At 72.8% G+C, this 16,076-nt stretch carries 14 protein-coding genes; 10 read left to right on the top strand and 4 right to left on the bottom strand.

From position 1 onward, the window contains the following. The first annotated feature begins 181 nt into the window (after positions 1 to 181). The 3 genes from aceE to DTB53_RS23445 all read left to right on the top strand — a co-directional run bounded on the left by aceE (position 182) and on the right by DTB53_RS23445 (position 4,545). On the top strand, positions 182 to 2,854 hold the full coding sequence (gene aceE / locus DTB53_RS23455) for a pyruvate dehydrogenase (acetyl-transferring), homodimeric type (protein ID WP_003969600.1): 2,673 nt from the start codon (positions 182 to 184) through the stop codon (positions 2,852 to 2,854). A gap of 123 nt (positions 2,855 to 2,977) precedes the next feature. Beyond that, positions 2,978 to 3,961, top strand: coding sequence for a helix-turn-helix transcriptional regulator (locus DTB53_RS23450; protein WP_003969599.1), 984 nt, complete (start codon positions 2,978 to 2,980; stop codon positions 3,959 to 3,961). A 62-nt stretch (positions 3,962 to 4,023) separates the two neighbouring features. After that, a complete protein-coding gene (locus DTB53_RS23445) occupies positions 4,024 to 4,545 on the top strand; it encodes a DUF4240 domain-containing protein (RefSeq protein ID WP_003969598.1) in 522 nt (173 codons plus the stop codon). A gap of 9 nt (positions 4,546 to 4,554) precedes the next feature. Here DTB53_RS23445 and DTB53_RS23440 read toward each other — a convergent pair whose 3' ends face one another. Further along, positions 4,555 to 5,082, bottom strand: coding sequence for a GNAT family N-acetyltransferase (locus tag DTB53_RS23440; RefSeq protein WP_003969597.1), 528 nt, complete (start codon positions 5,080 to 5,082; stop codon positions 4,555 to 4,557). A gap of 62 nt (positions 5,083 to 5,144) precedes the next feature. On the opposite strand from DTB53_RS23440, the gene DTB53_RS23435 reads away from it, so the two are divergent. Both DTB53_RS23435 and DTB53_RS23430 read left to right on the top strand, forming a co-directional pair. Beyond that, entirely contained in the window at positions 5,145 to 6,044 is a 900-nt protein-coding gene (locus DTB53_RS23435; RefSeq protein ID WP_003969596.1) for a TIGR01777 family oxidoreductase, read from the top strand. Between the two features lie 228 nt (positions 6,045 to 6,272). Beyond that, positions 6,273 to 7,667, top strand: a complete 1,395-nt coding sequence (locus DTB53_RS23430) for an FAD-dependent oxidoreductase (RefSeq protein ID WP_012381244.1) — start codon at positions 6,273 to 6,275, stop codon at positions 7,665 to 7,667. A gap of 38 nt (positions 7,668 to 7,705) precedes the next feature. Here the strand turns inward: DTB53_RS23430 and DTB53_RS23425 are convergent, their stop codons facing one another. Further along, positions 7,706 to 9,322 (bottom strand): NsdA family TPR-like regulatory protein, encoded by a 1,617-nt coding sequence (locus DTB53_RS23425; protein WP_012381243.1) that lies wholly within the window; start codon positions 9,320 to 9,322, stop codon positions 7,706 to 7,708. Positions 9,323 to 9,644: 322 nt separating this feature from the next. Here DTB53_RS23425 and lipB point away from each other — a divergent pair, with 322 nt between their 5' ends. The 4 genes from lipB to DTB53_RS23405 all read left to right on the top strand — a co-directional run bounded on the left by lipB (position 9,645) and on the right by DTB53_RS23405 (position 12,971). Further along, entirely contained in the window at positions 9,645 to 10,466 is an 822-nt protein-coding gene (gene lipB / locus DTB53_RS23420; protein ID WP_012381242.1) for a lipoyl(octanoyl) transferase LipB, read from the top strand. 280 nt (positions 10,467 to 10,746) lie between these two features. Beyond that, positions 10,747 to 11,727, top strand: a complete 981-nt coding sequence (gene lipA / locus DTB53_RS23415; RefSeq protein ID WP_003969592.1) for a lipoyl synthase — start codon at positions 10,747 to 10,749, stop codon at positions 11,725 to 11,727. A gap of 267 nt (positions 11,728 to 11,994) precedes the next feature. Continuing rightward, positions 11,995 to 12,195, top strand: coding sequence for an SCO2195 family GlnR-regulated protein (locus DTB53_RS23410; RefSeq protein ID WP_003969591.1), 201 nt, complete (start codon positions 11,995 to 11,997; stop codon positions 12,193 to 12,195). Positions 12,196 to 12,263: 68 nt separating this feature from the next. Further along, positions 12,264 to 12,971 carry a DUF4191 domain-containing protein gene (locus tag DTB53_RS23405; protein ID WP_012381241.1) on the top strand — a complete coding sequence of 236 codons (708 nt, stop codon included), beginning with the start codon at positions 12,264 to 12,266 and terminating at the stop codon, positions 12,969 to 12,971. Between the two features lie 132 nt (positions 12,972 to 13,103). Here DTB53_RS23405 and DTB53_RS23400 read toward each other — a convergent pair whose 3' ends face one another. Then, on the bottom strand, positions 13,104 to 13,511 hold the full coding sequence (locus tag DTB53_RS23400) for an RDD family protein (RefSeq protein ID WP_030700883.1): 408 nt from the start codon (positions 13,509 to 13,511) through the stop codon (positions 13,104 to 13,106). A 283-nt stretch (positions 13,512 to 13,794) separates the two neighbouring features. Between DTB53_RS23400 and glnA the strand changes: the two genes are divergently transcribed. Further along, positions 13,795 to 15,204 carry a type I glutamate--ammonia ligase gene (glnA, locus tag DTB53_RS23395; protein ID WP_003969588.1) on the top strand — a complete coding sequence of 470 codons (1,410 nt, stop codon included), beginning with the start codon at positions 13,795 to 13,797 and terminating at the stop codon, positions 15,202 to 15,204. A gap of 243 nt (positions 15,205 to 15,447) precedes the next feature. On the opposite strand, the gene DTB53_RS23390 is transcribed toward glnA, so the two are convergent. Continuing rightward, positions 15,448 to 16,014: a GNAT family N-acetyltransferase gene (locus tag DTB53_RS23390; RefSeq protein WP_012381240.1), complete on the bottom strand. Its 567-nt coding sequence runs from the start codon at positions 16,012 to 16,014 to the stop codon at positions 15,448 to 15,450. Positions 16,015 to 16,076 lie beyond the last annotated feature (62 nt).

Below are 16,076 nucleotides of genomic sequence, written 5' to 3'. Positions count from 1 at the left end.
TCCGTGCCCTGTTTCGAGGCACCCCATGCCACTTTTCTTCGTATCGAGAAGTTTTGCCTTCAATCCTTTGATCGATCATCGATCAGCGCCTTACAGTTCATCCGCGGGCCCACCGGCCCCATCGCTCTGTCCTGCCAGATAGAGCCTTCTCCACCCCCCTCCTCTCCGGAAGGCGGCGATCATGACCGACCCCGTAGGAAAGCTTCCGAGCGAGCTCGACCAGCTCCCGGACCGTGACCCCGAGGAGACCGCCGAATGGGCGGCCTCCCTGGACGCCGTCACCAAGGCTGCCGGCCCGCACCGCGCCGCGTACCTGATGCGCCGCTCGCTGCAGCACGCCGAGGGCGCCGGTCTCGCGCTGCCCAAGCTGCTGGAGACCGATTACGTCAACACCATCCCGACCGCCGCCGAGCCCGCGTTCGACGGCGACCTGGAGATGGAGTCGCGGATCACCGCGTGGAACCGCTGGAACGCGGCCGCGATGGTGACCCGGGGCGCCCGGTACGGGGTCGGCGGCCACATCGCCACCTTCGCCTCGGCGGCCTGGCTGTACGAGACCGGCTTCAACCACTTCTTCCGCGGCAAGGAGGGGGACGGCTCCGGCGACCAGCTCTACATCCAGGGCCACGCCTCCCCCGGCATCTACGCCCGCGCGTTCCTCGACGGCCGGCTGAACGAGCAGCACCTCGACAACTTCCGCCAGGAGTCCGGTGGCGAGGGCCTGCCCTCCTACCCGCACCCGCGGCGGCTGCCCTGGCTGTGGGAGTTCCCCACCGTGTCGATGGGCCTCGGCCCGCTCTCGGCGATCTACCAGGCGCGCTTCAACCGCTATCTGGCCAACCGCAACATCAAGGACACCGCCAACTCGCACGTCTGGGCCTTCCTGGGCGACGGCGAGATGGACGAGCCCGAGTCGACGGCGGCCCTCGCGCTGGCCTCGCGTGAGCAGCTCGACAACCTGACCTTCGTCATCAACTGCAACCTCCAGCGCCTCGACGGCCCGGTCCGCGCCAACTTCCGCGTGGTCCAGGAGCTGGAGGCGCAGTTCCGCGGGGCCGGCTGGAACGTCGTCAAGACGCTCTGGGGCAACGCCTGGGACGAGCTGTTCCAGCTGGACACCCAGGGTGCGCTGCTGCGCCGCCTGCGCGAGGTCCCGGACGCGCAGTTCCAGACGTACGCCACCCGCGACGTCGCCTACATCCGCGAGCACTTCTTCGGCGCCGAGCCCGCCCTCGTCGAGCTGGCGAAGCTGCTCACCGACGCGAAGATCGCCGAGTGTTTCTACACCTCGCGCGGCGGCCACGAGGCCCGCAAGGTCTACGCGGCGTACCGGGCGGCGATCGAGCACAAGGGCGCGCCGACCGTGATCCTGGCCCAGACGGTCAAGGGCTACACGCTCGGCAAGGGCTTCGAGTCCAAGAACGCCAACCACCAGATGAAGAAGCTGTCGATCGACGAGTTCAAGGGCATGCGCGAGCTGCTCGGCCTCCCGATCCCCGACAGCGCCTTCGAGGACGGTCTCGTCCCCTACGGCCACCCCGGCGCCGACTCCCCCGAGGTCCGCTACCTCCAGGAGCGCCGCGCGGCCCTCGGCGGTCCCGCCCCGGCCCGCCGGATGCACGCGTCCGCGCCGCTGCCGCAGCCCGAGGAGCGCGCGTTCAAGGCCCTGTACAAGGGGTCCGGCAAGCAGGAGATGGCCACCACCATGGCGTTCGTCCGCCTGGTGAAGGACCTGATGCGGGACAAGGAGACCGGCAGGCGCTGGGTGCCGATCGTCCCGGACGAGGCCCGTACCTTCGGTATGGAGTCCCTCTTCCCGTCGGCCGGCATCTACTCGCCGCTGGGTCAGACGTACGACCCGGTCGACCGCGACCAGCTGATGTACTACAAGGAGGCCAAGGACGGCCAGATCCTCAACGAGGGGATCACCGAGGCCGGGGCCATGGCCGACTTCATCGCCGCCGCCACGTCGTACGCGACGCACGGCGAGACGATGATCCCGTTCTACATCTTCTACTCGATGTTCGGCTGGCAGCGGACCGGCGACCAGATGTGGCAGCTCGCCGACCAGCTCGGCAAGGGCTTCATCGTCGGCGCCACGGCGGGCCGCACGACCCTCACGGGCGAGGGCCTCCAGCACGCCGACGGCCACTCGCACCTGATCGCGGCCACCAACCCGGCCTCGCTCAACTACGACCCGGCCTTCGCGTACGAGGTCGCGGTGATCGTCAAGGACGGCCTGCGGAGGATGTACGGCCCCGACGCCGAGGACGTCTTCTACTACCTGACGGTCTACAACGAGCCGAAGCCCCAGCCCGCGATGCCCGAGGGCGTCGAGGAGGGCATCGTCAAGGGCCTGTACCGCTTCAAGGAGGGCACGCCCGCGAAGGCGGACGCGCCGCGCCTCCAGCTGCTGGCCTCCGGTACGGCGATCCACTGGGCCCTTCAGGCCCAGGAGCTGCTGGCCGCCGACTGGGGCGTCACGGCCGACGTCTGGTCCGCCACCTCGTGGGGCGAGCTGCGCCGCGACGCGCTGGCGGCCGACGAGGCGCTGCTCCGCGGTGAGGTGCAGGTCCCGTACGTGACGCAGGCGCTCGCCGGAGCACCGGGTCCGGTGCTCGCGGTCAGCGACTGGATGCGCCAGGTCCCGGACCAGATCAGCCAGTGGGTGGAGCAGGACTGGTCCTCGCTCGGCACGGACGGCTTCGGCCTCTCCGACACCCGCGACGCGGCCCGCCGCCACTTCGGCGTCGACGCCCAGTCGATCGTGGTGGCCTCGCTGGCCCAGCTCGCCAAGCGCGGCGAGGTCCCGGCCTCCGCGGTCAAGGAGGCCCGGGAGCGCTACGGGATCTGATCCCCGCTCCCGCGAGACCCCGCCGAACCCCCGGTCACCGGGCGGGCGCGCCCGACAGCGCGCCTGCCCGGCGGCCGGGGGTCTCGGTGTGGGGTGGTCCCGCCCTGCCGCCACAATGGGCCCATGCGTGCTGCCCGGCTGATCAAGATGGTGCTGCTCCTGCAGGCCCGCCCCGCGATGACCGCCGCCGAGCTGGCGGCCGAACTGGAGGTGTCGGAGCGTACGGTCACCCGGGACGCGCAGGCCCTCTCCGACGCGGGCGTCCCGGTGTACGCGGAGCGCGGCCGGGCCGGCGGGTACCGGCTGGTCGGCGGCTACCGGACCCGGCTGACCGGCCTCGCCCGGGACGAGGCGGAGGCGCTGTTCCTCTCCGGGCTGCCCGCCGCGCTGCGCGAGATGGGCCTGGAGGACGCGGCGTCGGCCGCCCGCCTCAAGGTGTCGGCGGCGCTCATGCCCTCCCTGCGCGACGCCTCGTCGTCCGCCGCCCGGCGCTTCCACCTGGACGCGCCCTCCTGGTACCACGAGCCGGAGACCCCCGAACTGCTGCCCGTGATCGCCGACGCGGTCTGGGACGACCGGCTGGTGCGGGTCCGCTACCGCCGGGGCGGGGGCCGCGACCACGCCGGTACGGAGGTGGCGCGGGAGCTCGCTCCGTACGGTCTCGTCCTCAAGGCCGGGATCTGGTACCTCTGCGCCCGGGCGGGTGAGGACTTCCGGGTCTACCGGATCGACCGCTTCACCGCCGTGGAGGCGGCCGACGAGCGCTTCGACCGGGACGAGGCCTTCGACCTGCCCGGGTTCTGGGCGGAGCGGGCGGCCGGGTTCGCCCGGTCCCTGCTGCGTACCGAGGTGACCGTACGGGTGTCCGAGCGCGGGTCCCGGATGCTGGCGTACACCGGCGACCGGGCGGCGGCCGCGGCGGCGCTCGCGGAGGCCTCGGAGCCGGGTCCGGACGGCCGGCGCACCCTCACGCTGCCGGTGGAATCACTGGACGTGGCCTACGGCCAGCTTCTCTCGCTGGGGCCGGAGTTGGAGGTCCTGGCGCCCGAGTCGCTGCGGACCCGGTTCGCGGACGCCGCCGAACGCCTGCGCGAGCTGTATCGCTGAAAGGCTTCAATTCGGTGTCTGCGCGTGCGGGAGCCCCCGGCAGGCTGGATGCTGGACCCGTGATGGACGAAACGGAATTCTGGGAGATCATCGACAGCACCCGCGAGGCCGCCGAGGGCGACCCCGAGGACCACGCCGACCTGTTGGTGGAACGGCTGACGCAGCTCGATCCCGATTCCGTGCTGGACTTCGCCCGGCACTTCGAGGCCCGCTACAACCGCGCCTACGCCTGGGATCTGTGGGGCGCGGCGGCCGTGCTGCTGGGCGGGGCGAGCGACGACGCGTTCGACTACTTCCGCTGCTGGCTGATCGGCCAGGGCCGGGAGGTCTTCGAGGGGGCGCTGCACGATCCGGACGGCCTGGCGGAGCTGCTGGACGACTTCGACGAGCGGATCGACGGGGACGGCGAGGAGCTGGGCTACGCGGCCGACGAGGCGTACGAGCAGCTCACCGGTGTGGTCGCGCCGGACCTGGGGCTGCCGCCGCAGGCCACGGAGCCGCTGGGCTCCCCCGTCGACTTCGAGGACGATCAGGCGCTCGCCGCCCGCTTCCCCGAGCTGTGGGACCGCTTCGGGCCCCGGTGACCCCGGCGCTCAGGCGGGGCCGAGCGAGCGTCCCATGCAGACGTCGTCGACGTAACGGCCGTTCAGGAAGAACTCCCCGGGCAGCACCCCTTCGACGGCGAAGCCCTCGGAGGCGTACAGGGCGCGGGCGGGGTCGTTGTGCGCGAGCACCCGCAGCGTGATCCGGTTGGCGCCCTGGCGGCGGGCCTCGGCGCACGCGGCCCGCACCAGGGTCCGCCCCACACCGGCCCCGCGCGCCCAGGTCGCCACGGCGAGGCCCCGTATCTGGCGCACGTGGGCGTTGGCGGCGAGGGGGGTGGGCGGGACGAGCCGGATGTACCCGGCGATCCGGGGCGCGCCGCCCTCCGTCCCGGGGTCCGCCTCCACCACGAGGAAGTCCTGCGGCGGATACCGCTCCCCGAAGAAGGGGTCGAACGGGGGCACGGGCTTCGGCAGGACCGCGTGCAGCGTCGACCAGGTGGACCGGTCGAGCTCGGCGAGCTGGTCGTCGTCGGCGGGCGCGGCGGTGCGGACGGGACGGAGGGTGAGTACGGCCATGGGGTCACTTTGTCACGCGGTGCCGCCGGTGTTCGAGGCGTTTCTTGGGGCAGGATGGGCCCATGCCGAGCTCCCGTATCGCCGTCAGCGGATCGTCCGGACTCATCGGAGCGGCGCTGGTCCGCTCGCTGCGCGCCGACGGGCACGAGGTGGCCCGCCTGGTGCGCCGCCCCGCCAGAACCGGCGACGAGGTCGAGTGGGACCCCAAGCGCGGTTACGTGGACGTGGCCGGCCTCGTCGGCTGCGACGCCGTGGTGCACCTGGCCGGGGCCGGGGTGGGCGACCACCGCTGGACCGACGCCTACAAGCGGGAGATCCGGGACAGCCGGGTCCTGGGGACCGCAGCCGTCGCCGAGGCCGTCGCCTCGCTCGACACCCCGCCCCGGGTGCTGCTCGCCGGGTCCGCCATCGGCTTCTACGGCGACACCGGGGACCGCCCGGTGGACGAGGACGCGCCGCCCGGGGACGGGTTCCTGCCCTCGGTCTGCGAGGAGTGGGAGGCGGCCACCGGCGCCGCCGAGGAAGCGGGCGTCCGCACGGTGCACGCGCGGACCGGGCTGGTCGTCGGCCGCGAGGGCGGGGCCTGGGGGCGGCTGTTCCCGCTGTTCAGGGCGGGGATCGGTGGAAAGCTGGGCAACGGCCGTCAGTACTGGAGCTTCATCGCGCTGCACGACCATGTCGCGGCGCTGCGCCACATCCTGGACACCGAGGCGCTGACCGGCCCGGTGAACCTGACCGGGCCGAAGCCGGTCACCAACGCCGAGGTGACCGCCGCGATGGGGCGGGTGCTGCGCCGCCCGACGCTGTTCCCCGTGCCGGCGCCCGCGCTGCGGCTCGCGCTCGGTGAGTTCGCGGAGGACGTGCTGGGCAGCCAGCGGGTGATCCCGGCGAAGCTGCTGGACTCCGGCTTCTCGTTCGCGTTCCCCGGCATCGACGGGGCGATCCGCGCCGCACTGCGCTGACCGCCGCCGCGCGGGGACCGACCGGCGCGCCCGGGGACGGGCGGGGTTCGACGGGCCCGGCCGGTCGCACCGGGGGCGCGTGTGCGACCCCGGTGCACCGGTGCTCCCCGGCACGCGCGTCTGACCCAGTATCAGCCATCCTCCTAGCCTCGTTACGAACTCCGGCATTCCGGGGGCCTGTTGGGGGCAAGAGCCCCCCACCAGTCGCACCGACTCGGGGAGGGGCACGTGCGCAGCACGGCACACCACGCAGACGTGGTCATCATCGGGGCCGGGATCGCCGGCCTTTCAGCGGCCCACCTGCTCGTCCGGGCGGGGCTCGGCGTCCGTGTCCTGGAGGCCGAGCCCCGGGTGGGCGGCCGGCTCACCACCGACGAGATGGACGGGTTCCGGCTCGACCGGTTCGGCCCGCTCCTCTGCACCTCCTGGCCCGAGCTGACCGGCACCCCGGGGCTCGGCACTCCGGAGCTGCGGGAGTTCGCGCCGGGCGTCCTGGTCCACAGCGAGGGCCGCCGCCAGCTCACCGGTGACATACGGAGCGCGAGGGGCGCACTCAAGGCGGTACGCACCCGTTCGAGCGCCCCCCGGGCCCTCCGGACCGCCCGGGGGCCCCGGGCCGCGCAGAGCGCGTACGGCCACGAGCAGGGCGCCCCGGCGCGCGGGGGCGGCCGGGGGGCCGTGGTGACCGGCGCGATCGACCGGGCCCGGCTGGGCGCGGCTCTGCATCGGCTGGCGGTCACCCCCGCGGCCCGGCTGCTGGCCCGCCCGGAGCGGTCGGCGGCCGACGCCCTGCCCGGCGTGGGCCTGCCCGCCCGTACGGTGGACGGCGTCCTGCGCCCCCTCCTCACGGCCCTGCTCAACGACCCCGCCCTCACCTCGTCGAGCCGGTGCGCCGATCTCGCCCTGCGGGACTACGCGCGCGGCGGGCTGTGCGTGCCGGCGGGCGGGTCGTCCGCGCTGCCCGAGCTGCTGGCGGCGGCGCTGCCGCCGGGCACGGTCCGGACCGGGGTGCACGTCACGGCCGCCGACATCACCTCCGTACGCACCAAGGAGCACGGTGAGCTGGGGTGCCGCTCCCTGCTGCTGGCGACCGGCGCGGGGGCCGCGGCCGAGCTGCTGCCCGGTCTGCGGGTGCCGTCCTTCCACCCGGTGACGGTCCTTCACCACACCGCGCCCGCCCCGCCGCCCGCGGGGAGGTCGCTGGTGCTGGACGGCGACCGCTCGGGCCCGGTGGCGTACACCGCGGTGATGAGCGAGGTCGACCCCTCGCGGGCGCCGGAGGGCCGGACGCTGATCACCTCGACGGTGCTCGGGGCCCCGCCCCCGGACCTGGACCGCTCGGTGCGGGCGCACCTGGCCGCGCTGTACGGGGTGGCGACGGACGGCTGGGAGCTGCTGGCGGCCCACCACGATCCGGAGGCGGTGCCGGCGATGGCGGCCCCGCACGATCCGCGCCGCCCGGTGCGGGTGCTGGCCGGGCTGTACGTGTGCGGCGACCACCGCGACACGAGCTCGGTCCGGGGCGCGCTGCACTCGGGGCGGCGGGCGGCCGAGGCGATCCTGACCGATCTGGCGGTGCCGGGCACGCACGAGGGGAGCCCGCGCCTGCCGGAGGCCGCGTGAGGTGATCCGGCCGCGCCCCGACGGCGCCCGCGGCCGGGTCAGCCGAGGGCGGCGACCCGGTCGCGGTAGCCGCGTACGGCGACGGCGTCCCGGTAGGGCTCCAGGCTGCGCTCGAAGGCGCGTACGTACTCCGTGGCGCGCACCGAGCGCATCTCGGCCGCCTGCTGGGCCGCCTCGGCGCCCAGCAGACAGGCCTGGTCCAGCTCGCCCAGACCCAGCCGGGCCGAGGCGAGGACCACCCGGCAGAACAGCCTGCTGCGGGCGTAGGCCGGTGCGCGCAGCTGGAGCGAGCGCTCGGCGTGCTGGGCGGCGGCCCGGTACTGCTGGAGGTCGCGGTGGCAGTGGCCCAGCTCGTCGGCGAGCTGCGCCTCGTCGAAGGTGCGGGCCCAGTGCGGCACCTCGTCGCCGGGGCGCGCGGTCTCCAGGGCGTGTTCGGCGCGGGTCAGGGCGGCGGTGCAGGAGCGCGCCTCGCCGAGCACGCCGTGTCCGCGCGCCTCGACCGCGTGCAGCAGCGCCTGGACGAGGAGCGGGGCGGCCGAGCCGACGCCCTGCTGGGCCACGCGGGCCAGCTGGACGGCCTCCCTGCCGTGCCCGAGGTAGACGGCCTGGCGGCTCATGGTGATGAGCACGTAGGCGCCGTATCCCCGGTCCCCGGCGGCCTGGGCGAGCCGCAGCGCCTGGACGAAGTACCGCTGGGCCAGGCCGTGGGCGGCGATGTCGTACGAGGTCCAGCCGGCCAGCCGGGTCAGGTCGGCCACCGCGGCGAACAGCCGCCGTCCGGTGGCCTCGCCGTAGGTCCCCCGGAGCATCGGCTCGGCCTCGTGCTCCAGATACCGCACGAGGGCCTGCCGGGCGTGGCCGCCGCCGTAGGCGTGGTCGAGGGTGCGGAACAGCTCGCCGACCGAGCGCAGCGCGGCGACGTCCCCGCCGCCGACCCGCTGGCCGGGGCCGCGGTCGGTCTGGCGCTGGCGCGGGACGACGGGCAGCGCCCCGCCCCCGGGCGACGTCCCGGCGACGGGCGGATGCGCGGCGGGCGGGTGTGCGGAGCCGGGATGCGTGGCGGCCGGGCCCGGGGGCGCGGGCCGCGGCGGCCCGGCGGCCGGGCGCGGGAGTCCCCGGGGCTCGGTGCGCGGGGCCCCGTCCGGGCGGGCGGGCGAGGTGCTCCCGGCCTCTCCCCCGGCCCGGCGGGCGGCGGCGCCGTCCCGGGCCACCCATTCGTCGGCACGGCCGATCAGCCAGTCGCGGCTGGGCACCACGAGTCCGGCCGGGGTGAAGGCGATCTTGCGCAGCTCGGTGTGGGTGCCGGAGTCCTTGCGCCAGAGGCCGCTGACGATGTCGACCGCCTCGGCGGGGGTGGCCGCGAACTCCAGACCCGCGTAGACGGGCGCGCAGGCGTCGAGTCCGAGGTCCTGCGCCGAGAGCCGCCGCCCGAGCCGGCGGGTGAACACCTCGGCGATCAGCGCGGGCGTGGTGCCGCGCGGCTGCTGCCCCCGCAGCCAGCGCGTGACCGAGGTCTTGTCGTACCGCAGGTCGAGGCCGTGTTCGAGGCCGAGCTGATCGACCCGGCGGGCCAGGCCGGCGTGCGAGAAGCCGGCTTCGGCGATGAGTGAGGCGAGTCGGCGGTTGGGCGTGCGCTGCGGGGGTCGTTCCGACATCAGCTGTACGGTCTCCTGCCTTCGGGGCCGGACGGGCAGCCCTCATGGGAACGGCGCGAATTTAGCGGCCACCGGAGCGGACACAGCCACCCTTTGCTCCACGTTCATCCGATCGTGTGAGGATTCCGGGCGGAGCTGACGGAAACGTCCGACCCGTGGACGACAGCCGCCGGGCCGCGGGCGGGACGGGGGCCGGCCCCCGCACCTGCCGGGGGGCTGTTCGGACGACGGTCGTACAGTGGACGCGGGCGCGATCAGTGCGGGGTTCCGTCACCCCGGGGACACCCCTCCGGGCACACGGGACCAACAGAGGGAGGCATCGGTGAGCGAACTGCGGTTCGTCCGTCTGGGCTTCGGCGAACAGGCCGTCGAGTACACGGAGGCTTGGCAGAAGCAGCGCGAGGTGCACGCGGACCGGTTCGAGGACCGGGTGCCGGACACCTGTCTGCTCCTGGAGCACCCGCCCGTCTACACCGCGGGGCGCCGCACGGCGGAGAGCGAGCGCCCGCTGGACGGCACCCCGGTCGTCGACGTGGACCGCGGCGGGAAGATCACCTGGCACGGCCCCGGGCAGCTCGTCGGCTACCCGATCCAGAAGCTGCCGCGCCCGGTCGACGTCGTCGCGCACGTCCGCCGGCTGGAGGAGGCGCTGATCCGCACGGCCGCCGACTTCGGCGTGGAGACCTCCCGGATCGAGGGCCGCAGCGGCGTGTGGGTGCTCGGCGACCCCGTCGAGCGGCGCCAGGCGCTGGGCGGCCTCTCGCTGGACTTCGACCCGAGGCTCCAGGACGAGGAGTTCGACCCGCGGCTGAACGGCCCCGAGTACGCCCCGTCCAACGCCGGCCAGCGCCGCGAGGACCGCAAGCTCGCCGCGATCGGCATCCGGGTCGCCAAGGGCGTCACGATGCACGGCTTCGCCCTCAACGTGAACCCGGACAACACCTGGTTCGACCGGATCGTGCCGTGCGGCATCCGCGACGCGGGGGTGACGTCCCTCAGCGCCGAGCTGGGCCGGGAGGTCACCGTCGAGGAGGTGCTGCCGGTCGCCGAGAGGCATCTGCGGGACATCCTGGAGAACGCGGAGCTCGCGCCGCGCGCGGTCGAGCAGCCGAAGGCCGCGGCCCCGGCCCCGGCCCCGGCCTAGGAAGTGTCCGCACAGCATCGCGGGCCGGACGAGACTGTCCGGACACGACCCGGGGCCCACGGGCCGGACGACCGCCCTACCGGTCAGTAGCGCCGAGCGGCGCCACCGGCCGGGGAATAGGCCCCGTCGGGCGCAGGTTGGGCAGGCGTACGACCGTTTGATGTACGGGCGTACCCTGGTGTCAGCCAAAGAATCCAAAGCGAGTCCCTCGCGCATCGCTCGCGCATCCCACGCGAACCCGACGCGAATCCAACGCAGCAGAGAGCAAAGGGGAGCCGGAGTGTCCGCTGTCGCACCCGACGGGCGCAAGATGCTGCGCCTGGAGGTCCGGAACAGCCAGACCCCCATCGAGCGCAAGCCCGAGTGGATCAAAACGCGGGCGAAGATGGGCCCCGAGTACAAGCAGCTCCAGCAGCTGGTGAAGGGCGAAGGGCTGCACACGGTCTGCCAGGAGGCGGGCTGCCCCAACATCTTCGAGTGCTGGGAGGACCGCGAGGCCACCTTCCTCATCGGCGGCGACCAGTGCACCCGGCGCTGCGACTTCTGCCAGATCGACACGGGCAAGCCGCAGGCGCTGGACCGCGACGAGCCCCGCCGCGTCGGCGAGTCGGTCGTCACGATGGACCTGAACTACGCCACCATCACCGGCGTCGCCCGCGACGACCTGGAGGACGGCGGCGCCTGGCTGTACGCCGAGACCGTGCGCCAGATCCACACGCTCACCGCGGAGCGGGAGGCGGGCGCGACCAAGGTCGAGCTGCTGATCCCCGACTTCAACGCGGAGCCCGAGCAGCTCGCCGAGGTCTTCTCCTCGCGCCCCGAGGTGCTCGCGCACAACGTGGAGACGGTGCCGCGGATCTTCAAGCGGATCCGCCCCGGTTTCCGTTACGAGCGTTCCCTGGAGGTCATCACCCGGGCCCGCGAGGCCGGTCTGATCACCAAGTCGAACCTGATCCTCGGCATGGGCGAGACCCGCGAGGAGGTCAGCGAGGCGCTCCAGGACCTGTACGACGCGGGTTGCGAGCTCATCACGATCACGCAGTACCTGCGCCCCTCCGTACGGCACCACCCGGTCGAGCGCTGGGTGAAGCCGCACGAGTTCGTGGAGCTGAAGGACGAGGCCGACGCGATCGGCTACTCCGGCGTGATGTCGGGTCCGCTGGTGCGGTCCTCGTACCGCGCGGGACGCCTCTTCCAGCAGGCGATGGAGGCGCGCGGCGTCGCCGCCGCCGGGAGCGCCCAGGCCGCACAGGCCGTGTGAATCCGCTCACGAGCGCCCACCGAGCAGTAGCGGCACCGTCGAAGCGGTCCGGACGCTCCCCGCAGGTCGGGGACGCGTACGGACCGCTTCGGCGTGCGCTGGGCCGGAATCAAGGCTTCATTGGTGTTTGACCGTCCGGTCATGCGCTGGTAACACCGAGCAGTGACCCTGGGTACACGTGCGGCAGCGACTCCGGCCGCCGCCGCCACTGCTTCCCGCACTCATCCGCGCCCCGAGGGCGCATCCATTCCGAGGGGGAACACCACGATGCAGGCCGCACCGGTCCGCGCCCACGCCCTTCCGTCCGTCACCACCGCCCTGCGCGCCGTCGAGTCGCTGCTGCTGAGCAGCGGCCAGCGCACCGCACGCCGCAACGCCTGGACGGCCGTCCTGGAGGACCGCCGCCGCGCCAAGGACCGGGTGGAGGCCCAGCACGTCCTGGAAGCCGTGGCCGACCACCGCTCCTAGCTCGCTCCCGCGTTCCCGGACCGCTCCCACGTTCCTGGCTCGCTCCCCCGCCACGTAAACTTCAGTACATGGCGAGGAAGGCAAAATCTGAAGGCGCGGACAGCGCCGAGAACGCAGGGCGGCTCAAGCAGATCGCCCTGACCTACAAGATGACCAGGCGGACCGACAGCAAGATCGGTCTTGTCGTCGCGGGTGTGGGAATCGTCACGTTCGGTGTCCTCCTCGGCATCGGCTTCGCGATCGGCCACCCGGTCTATCTGGGCATCCTGGGCTTCGTCCTGGCCGTCCTCGCGATGGCGATCGTCTTCGGCCGACGCGCCGAACGAGCGGCCTTCGGTCAGATGGAGGGCCAGCCCGGTGCGGCGGCCGCCGTCCTGGACCGGATCGGACGCGGCTGGACCACCACCCCCGCGGTGGCGATGAACCGCAGCCAGGACGTCGTCCACCGGGCGGTCGGCAAGGCCGGCATCGTCCTGGTGGCCGAGGGCAACCCGAACCGGGTGAAAGGCCTGCTGGCGTCCGAGAAGAAGAAGATGGCCCGCATCGTGGTGGACGTGCCGGTGCACGACATCATCGTCGGCAACGGCGAGGGCCAGGTGCCCCTGAAGAAGGTCCGCACCAAGATGCTGAAGCTCCCCCGCGTCCTGACCGGCCCGCAGGTGACGTCCACCAACGACCGGCTGCGCGCGATGGGCGACCTGATGAGCAACATGCCGCTGCCGAAGGGCCCGATGCCCAAGGGCATGCGGATGCCACGCGGCGGAAAGATGCGCTGACCACGGCGACAGACGTGAAACGGGGCGGCCCCGGACCGGTGAACGGTCCCGGGGCCGCCCCGTTTCCCATGTCCGCAGCGGGGGCGTCACACCCGTCCCTACGGGGCGTCCCGCCCGGCCGCCCCGGAGGTGTCACATCCGGACCTGCACGGCACGCGACAGCCGGTCGTGCAGTCCGCGCCCGTCACGGTCCCAGACCAGTGCGGGGATGACGAGGAGGAGCAGGACGGTCCGCACGGCGACCCGCACGAAGCCGAGCCGCCCGCCGTCCTCGGCGACCACCCGTACGCCCAGGAGGCGCTTCCCGGGCGTGCAGCCGATGGTGCCGACGGTCAGGAGGCTCAGCACGAGGAAGACCCCGAGCGCCCAGTTCCCTGCCGCCTGCTGGTCACCGCGAGCGAGGAGCCCGTATGCGATCAGCATGCAGAGCGTCCAGTCGATGAAGAGGGCTCCGAAGCGCCGGCCGAGCGGAGCGACCGAGCCGGGCCCCTCCTCGGGCAGCCCGAGGCCCTTGCCCCGGTAGCCGAAGTCGGCGCCCATCTCCTCGGCCGCCGCGCGGGGCCCCGAGAGCCACGATCCGATTGCTTGCCTGTTGTCCACCCGTCCACGGTACTGCGCCCATGTTTGCCCCGGGCCGGGCGGGGCACCGGAAACACTCGCGGAGATGCCGCCCGCCACCGCCCCGGTTAACTTGGGCGAAACAAATGGGTCACGCTTGAGAAATCACGCCTGCCTATGGTCGGGTCCAGCGTGCGCCACCGCACTGGCCGCACCACGAGCTACACAACCCCGTCCCTCCCGGGCCGGGAGTAGGAGGAGTTGGATGTTCCAGAACGCCGACGAAGTGCAGAAGTACGTAGCGGACAACGACGTCAAGTTCATCGATGTCCGGTTCTGCGACCTGCCCGGGGTGATGCAGCACTTCACGATCCCGGCAGCGACCTTCGACCCGGCCGAGGAACTGGCCTTCGACGGTTCGTCGATCCGCGGCTTCCAGGCCATCCACGAGTCGGACATGGCGCTGCGCGCGGACCTGTCGACGGCGCGGGTGGACCCCTTCCGCCGTGACAAGACCGTCAACATCAACTTCTTCATCCACGACCCGATCACGGGCGAGCAGTACAGCCGCGACCCGCGCAACATCGCCAAGAAGGCCGAGGCGTACCTCACCTCGACCGGCATCGCGGACACCGCGTACTTCGGCCCCGAGGCCGAGTTCTACGTCTTCGACAACGTCCGCTTCCAGACGTCGGCGAACGAGAGCTTCTACCACATCGACTCCGAGGCCGGCGCCTGGAACACCGGTGCGGTCGAGAACAACCGCGGCTACAAGGTCCGCTACAAGGGCGGTTACTTCCCGGCCCCGCCGGTGGACCACTTCGCCGACCTGCGGGCCGAGATCTCCCTGGAGCTGGACAAGAACGGCCTCCAGGTCGAGCGCCAGCACCACGAGGTCGGCACGGCCGGCCAGGCGGAGATCAACTACAAGTTCAACACGCTGCTCGCCGCCGCCGACGACCTGATGCTCTTCAAGTACATCGTGAAGAACGTCGCCTGGCGCAACGGCAAGACCGCGACCTTCATGCCGAAGCCGATCTTCGGCGACAACGGCTCGGGCATGCACGTGCACCAGTCGCTGTGGCAGGGCGGCTCGCCGCTCTTCTACGACGAGCAGGGCTACGCCGGCCTCTCGGACATGGCCCGCTACTACATCGGCGGCATCCTGAAGCACGCCCCGTCGCTGCTGGCCTTCACCAACCCGACGGTGAACTCCTACCACCGCCTGGTCCCCGGCTTCGAGGCCCCGGTCAACATGGTGTACTCGCAGCGGAACCGTTCCGCCGCGATGCGCATCCCGATCACCGGCTCGAACCCGAAGGCCAAGCGCGTCGAGTTCCGCGCCCCGGACCCGTCCTCGAACCCGTACCTCGCGTTCTCGGCGCTGCTGATGGCGGGCCTGGACGGCGTGAAGAACAAGATCGAGCCGGCCGAGCCGATCGACAAGGACCTCTACGAGCTGGCTCCCGAGGAGCACGCCAACGTCCAGCAGGTCCCGACGTCCCTCCCGGCCGTGCTCGACGCCCTGGAGGCGGACAACGAGTACCTCCAGGCGGGCGGCGTCTTCACGTCGGACCTGATCGAGACGTGGATCGACTACAAGCGCACGAACGAGATCGCCCCGATCCAGCTGCGCCCGCACCCGCACGAGTTCGAGCTGTACTTCGACCTCTAGGGGCGTATGGCGAAAGAGCGCCGTCCGCCCGGAGACCGGGCTCGGCGGCGTCCGGTGCGACGAGGGCCGCCGCCTCCTTCGGGAGGGGCGGCCCTCGCCGTGCGAGGCAGCCCTCCGGCCGCCGTCATGACCGGTGGCGCGGAGCGCTCCTCGTCGACGTGGCGGACATCCGGCCGATTCGGCCACCGGCCGCCCGTCGCGGAACCCGCACCGGACGAGGGCCGGCCCGACGGGGCCCCGGCCTCACCGCAGCGACGGCCGTGCCCGGCCCGCCCAGTACTCGTCCGCCGTGATGCCCAGCACGACCACGTCGTGGTACGCGCCCGCGAAGAACTCGTGCTGGCGCAGGCGGCCCTCCTCCACGAAGCCCAGTTTGCGGTACAGGGCCAGGGAGGCGTCGTTGAAGGCGTAGACCTCCACCTCGCACTTGTGGCTGCGCTGTTCGGCGAACATGTAGGTGAGGACCAGTTCGGAGGCCTCGGCCGCGTAGCCCTGGCGGCGGTGTTCCCGGGTGACCTCGATGCCCGTGCGGAAGCGGCCCGCCCGGGCGTCGGTCTCGCCGACCGAGACCGCGCCGACGAAGGCGTGCTCGAAGCGGGTCTCGATGACCAGTTGGTACGAGGCCGGGTCCGGGGTGCGGCCGGCGCGCTCGGTGGCCCGGGCGCGGAAGCTCTCGTCCGAGCGGGGCGGCTCGACCACGTCGGCGTTGCGGGCGTCCACGGTGTGCAGGGCCAGGGCCCGGAAGCCCTCCCAGTCCTGGGGTTCGACGCCCCGCAGGCGTACCCTCTCGCCGGTCCACAGGTCGGTCATCGCTCTCCACTCTCTCGGCGGCCCGTGCGGGGGCCCGGTTGCGGTGATGTGGTGTCGGTGCG

Source organism: Streptomyces griseus, from assembly GCF_900460065.1.
Taxonomy (GTDB): Bacteria; Actinomycetota; Actinomycetes; order Streptomycetales; family Streptomycetaceae; genus Streptomyces; species Streptomyces griseus.
Note: the sequence above shows the minus strand (reverse complement) of the source record. Positions and strands in the feature narration are given on the sequence as shown.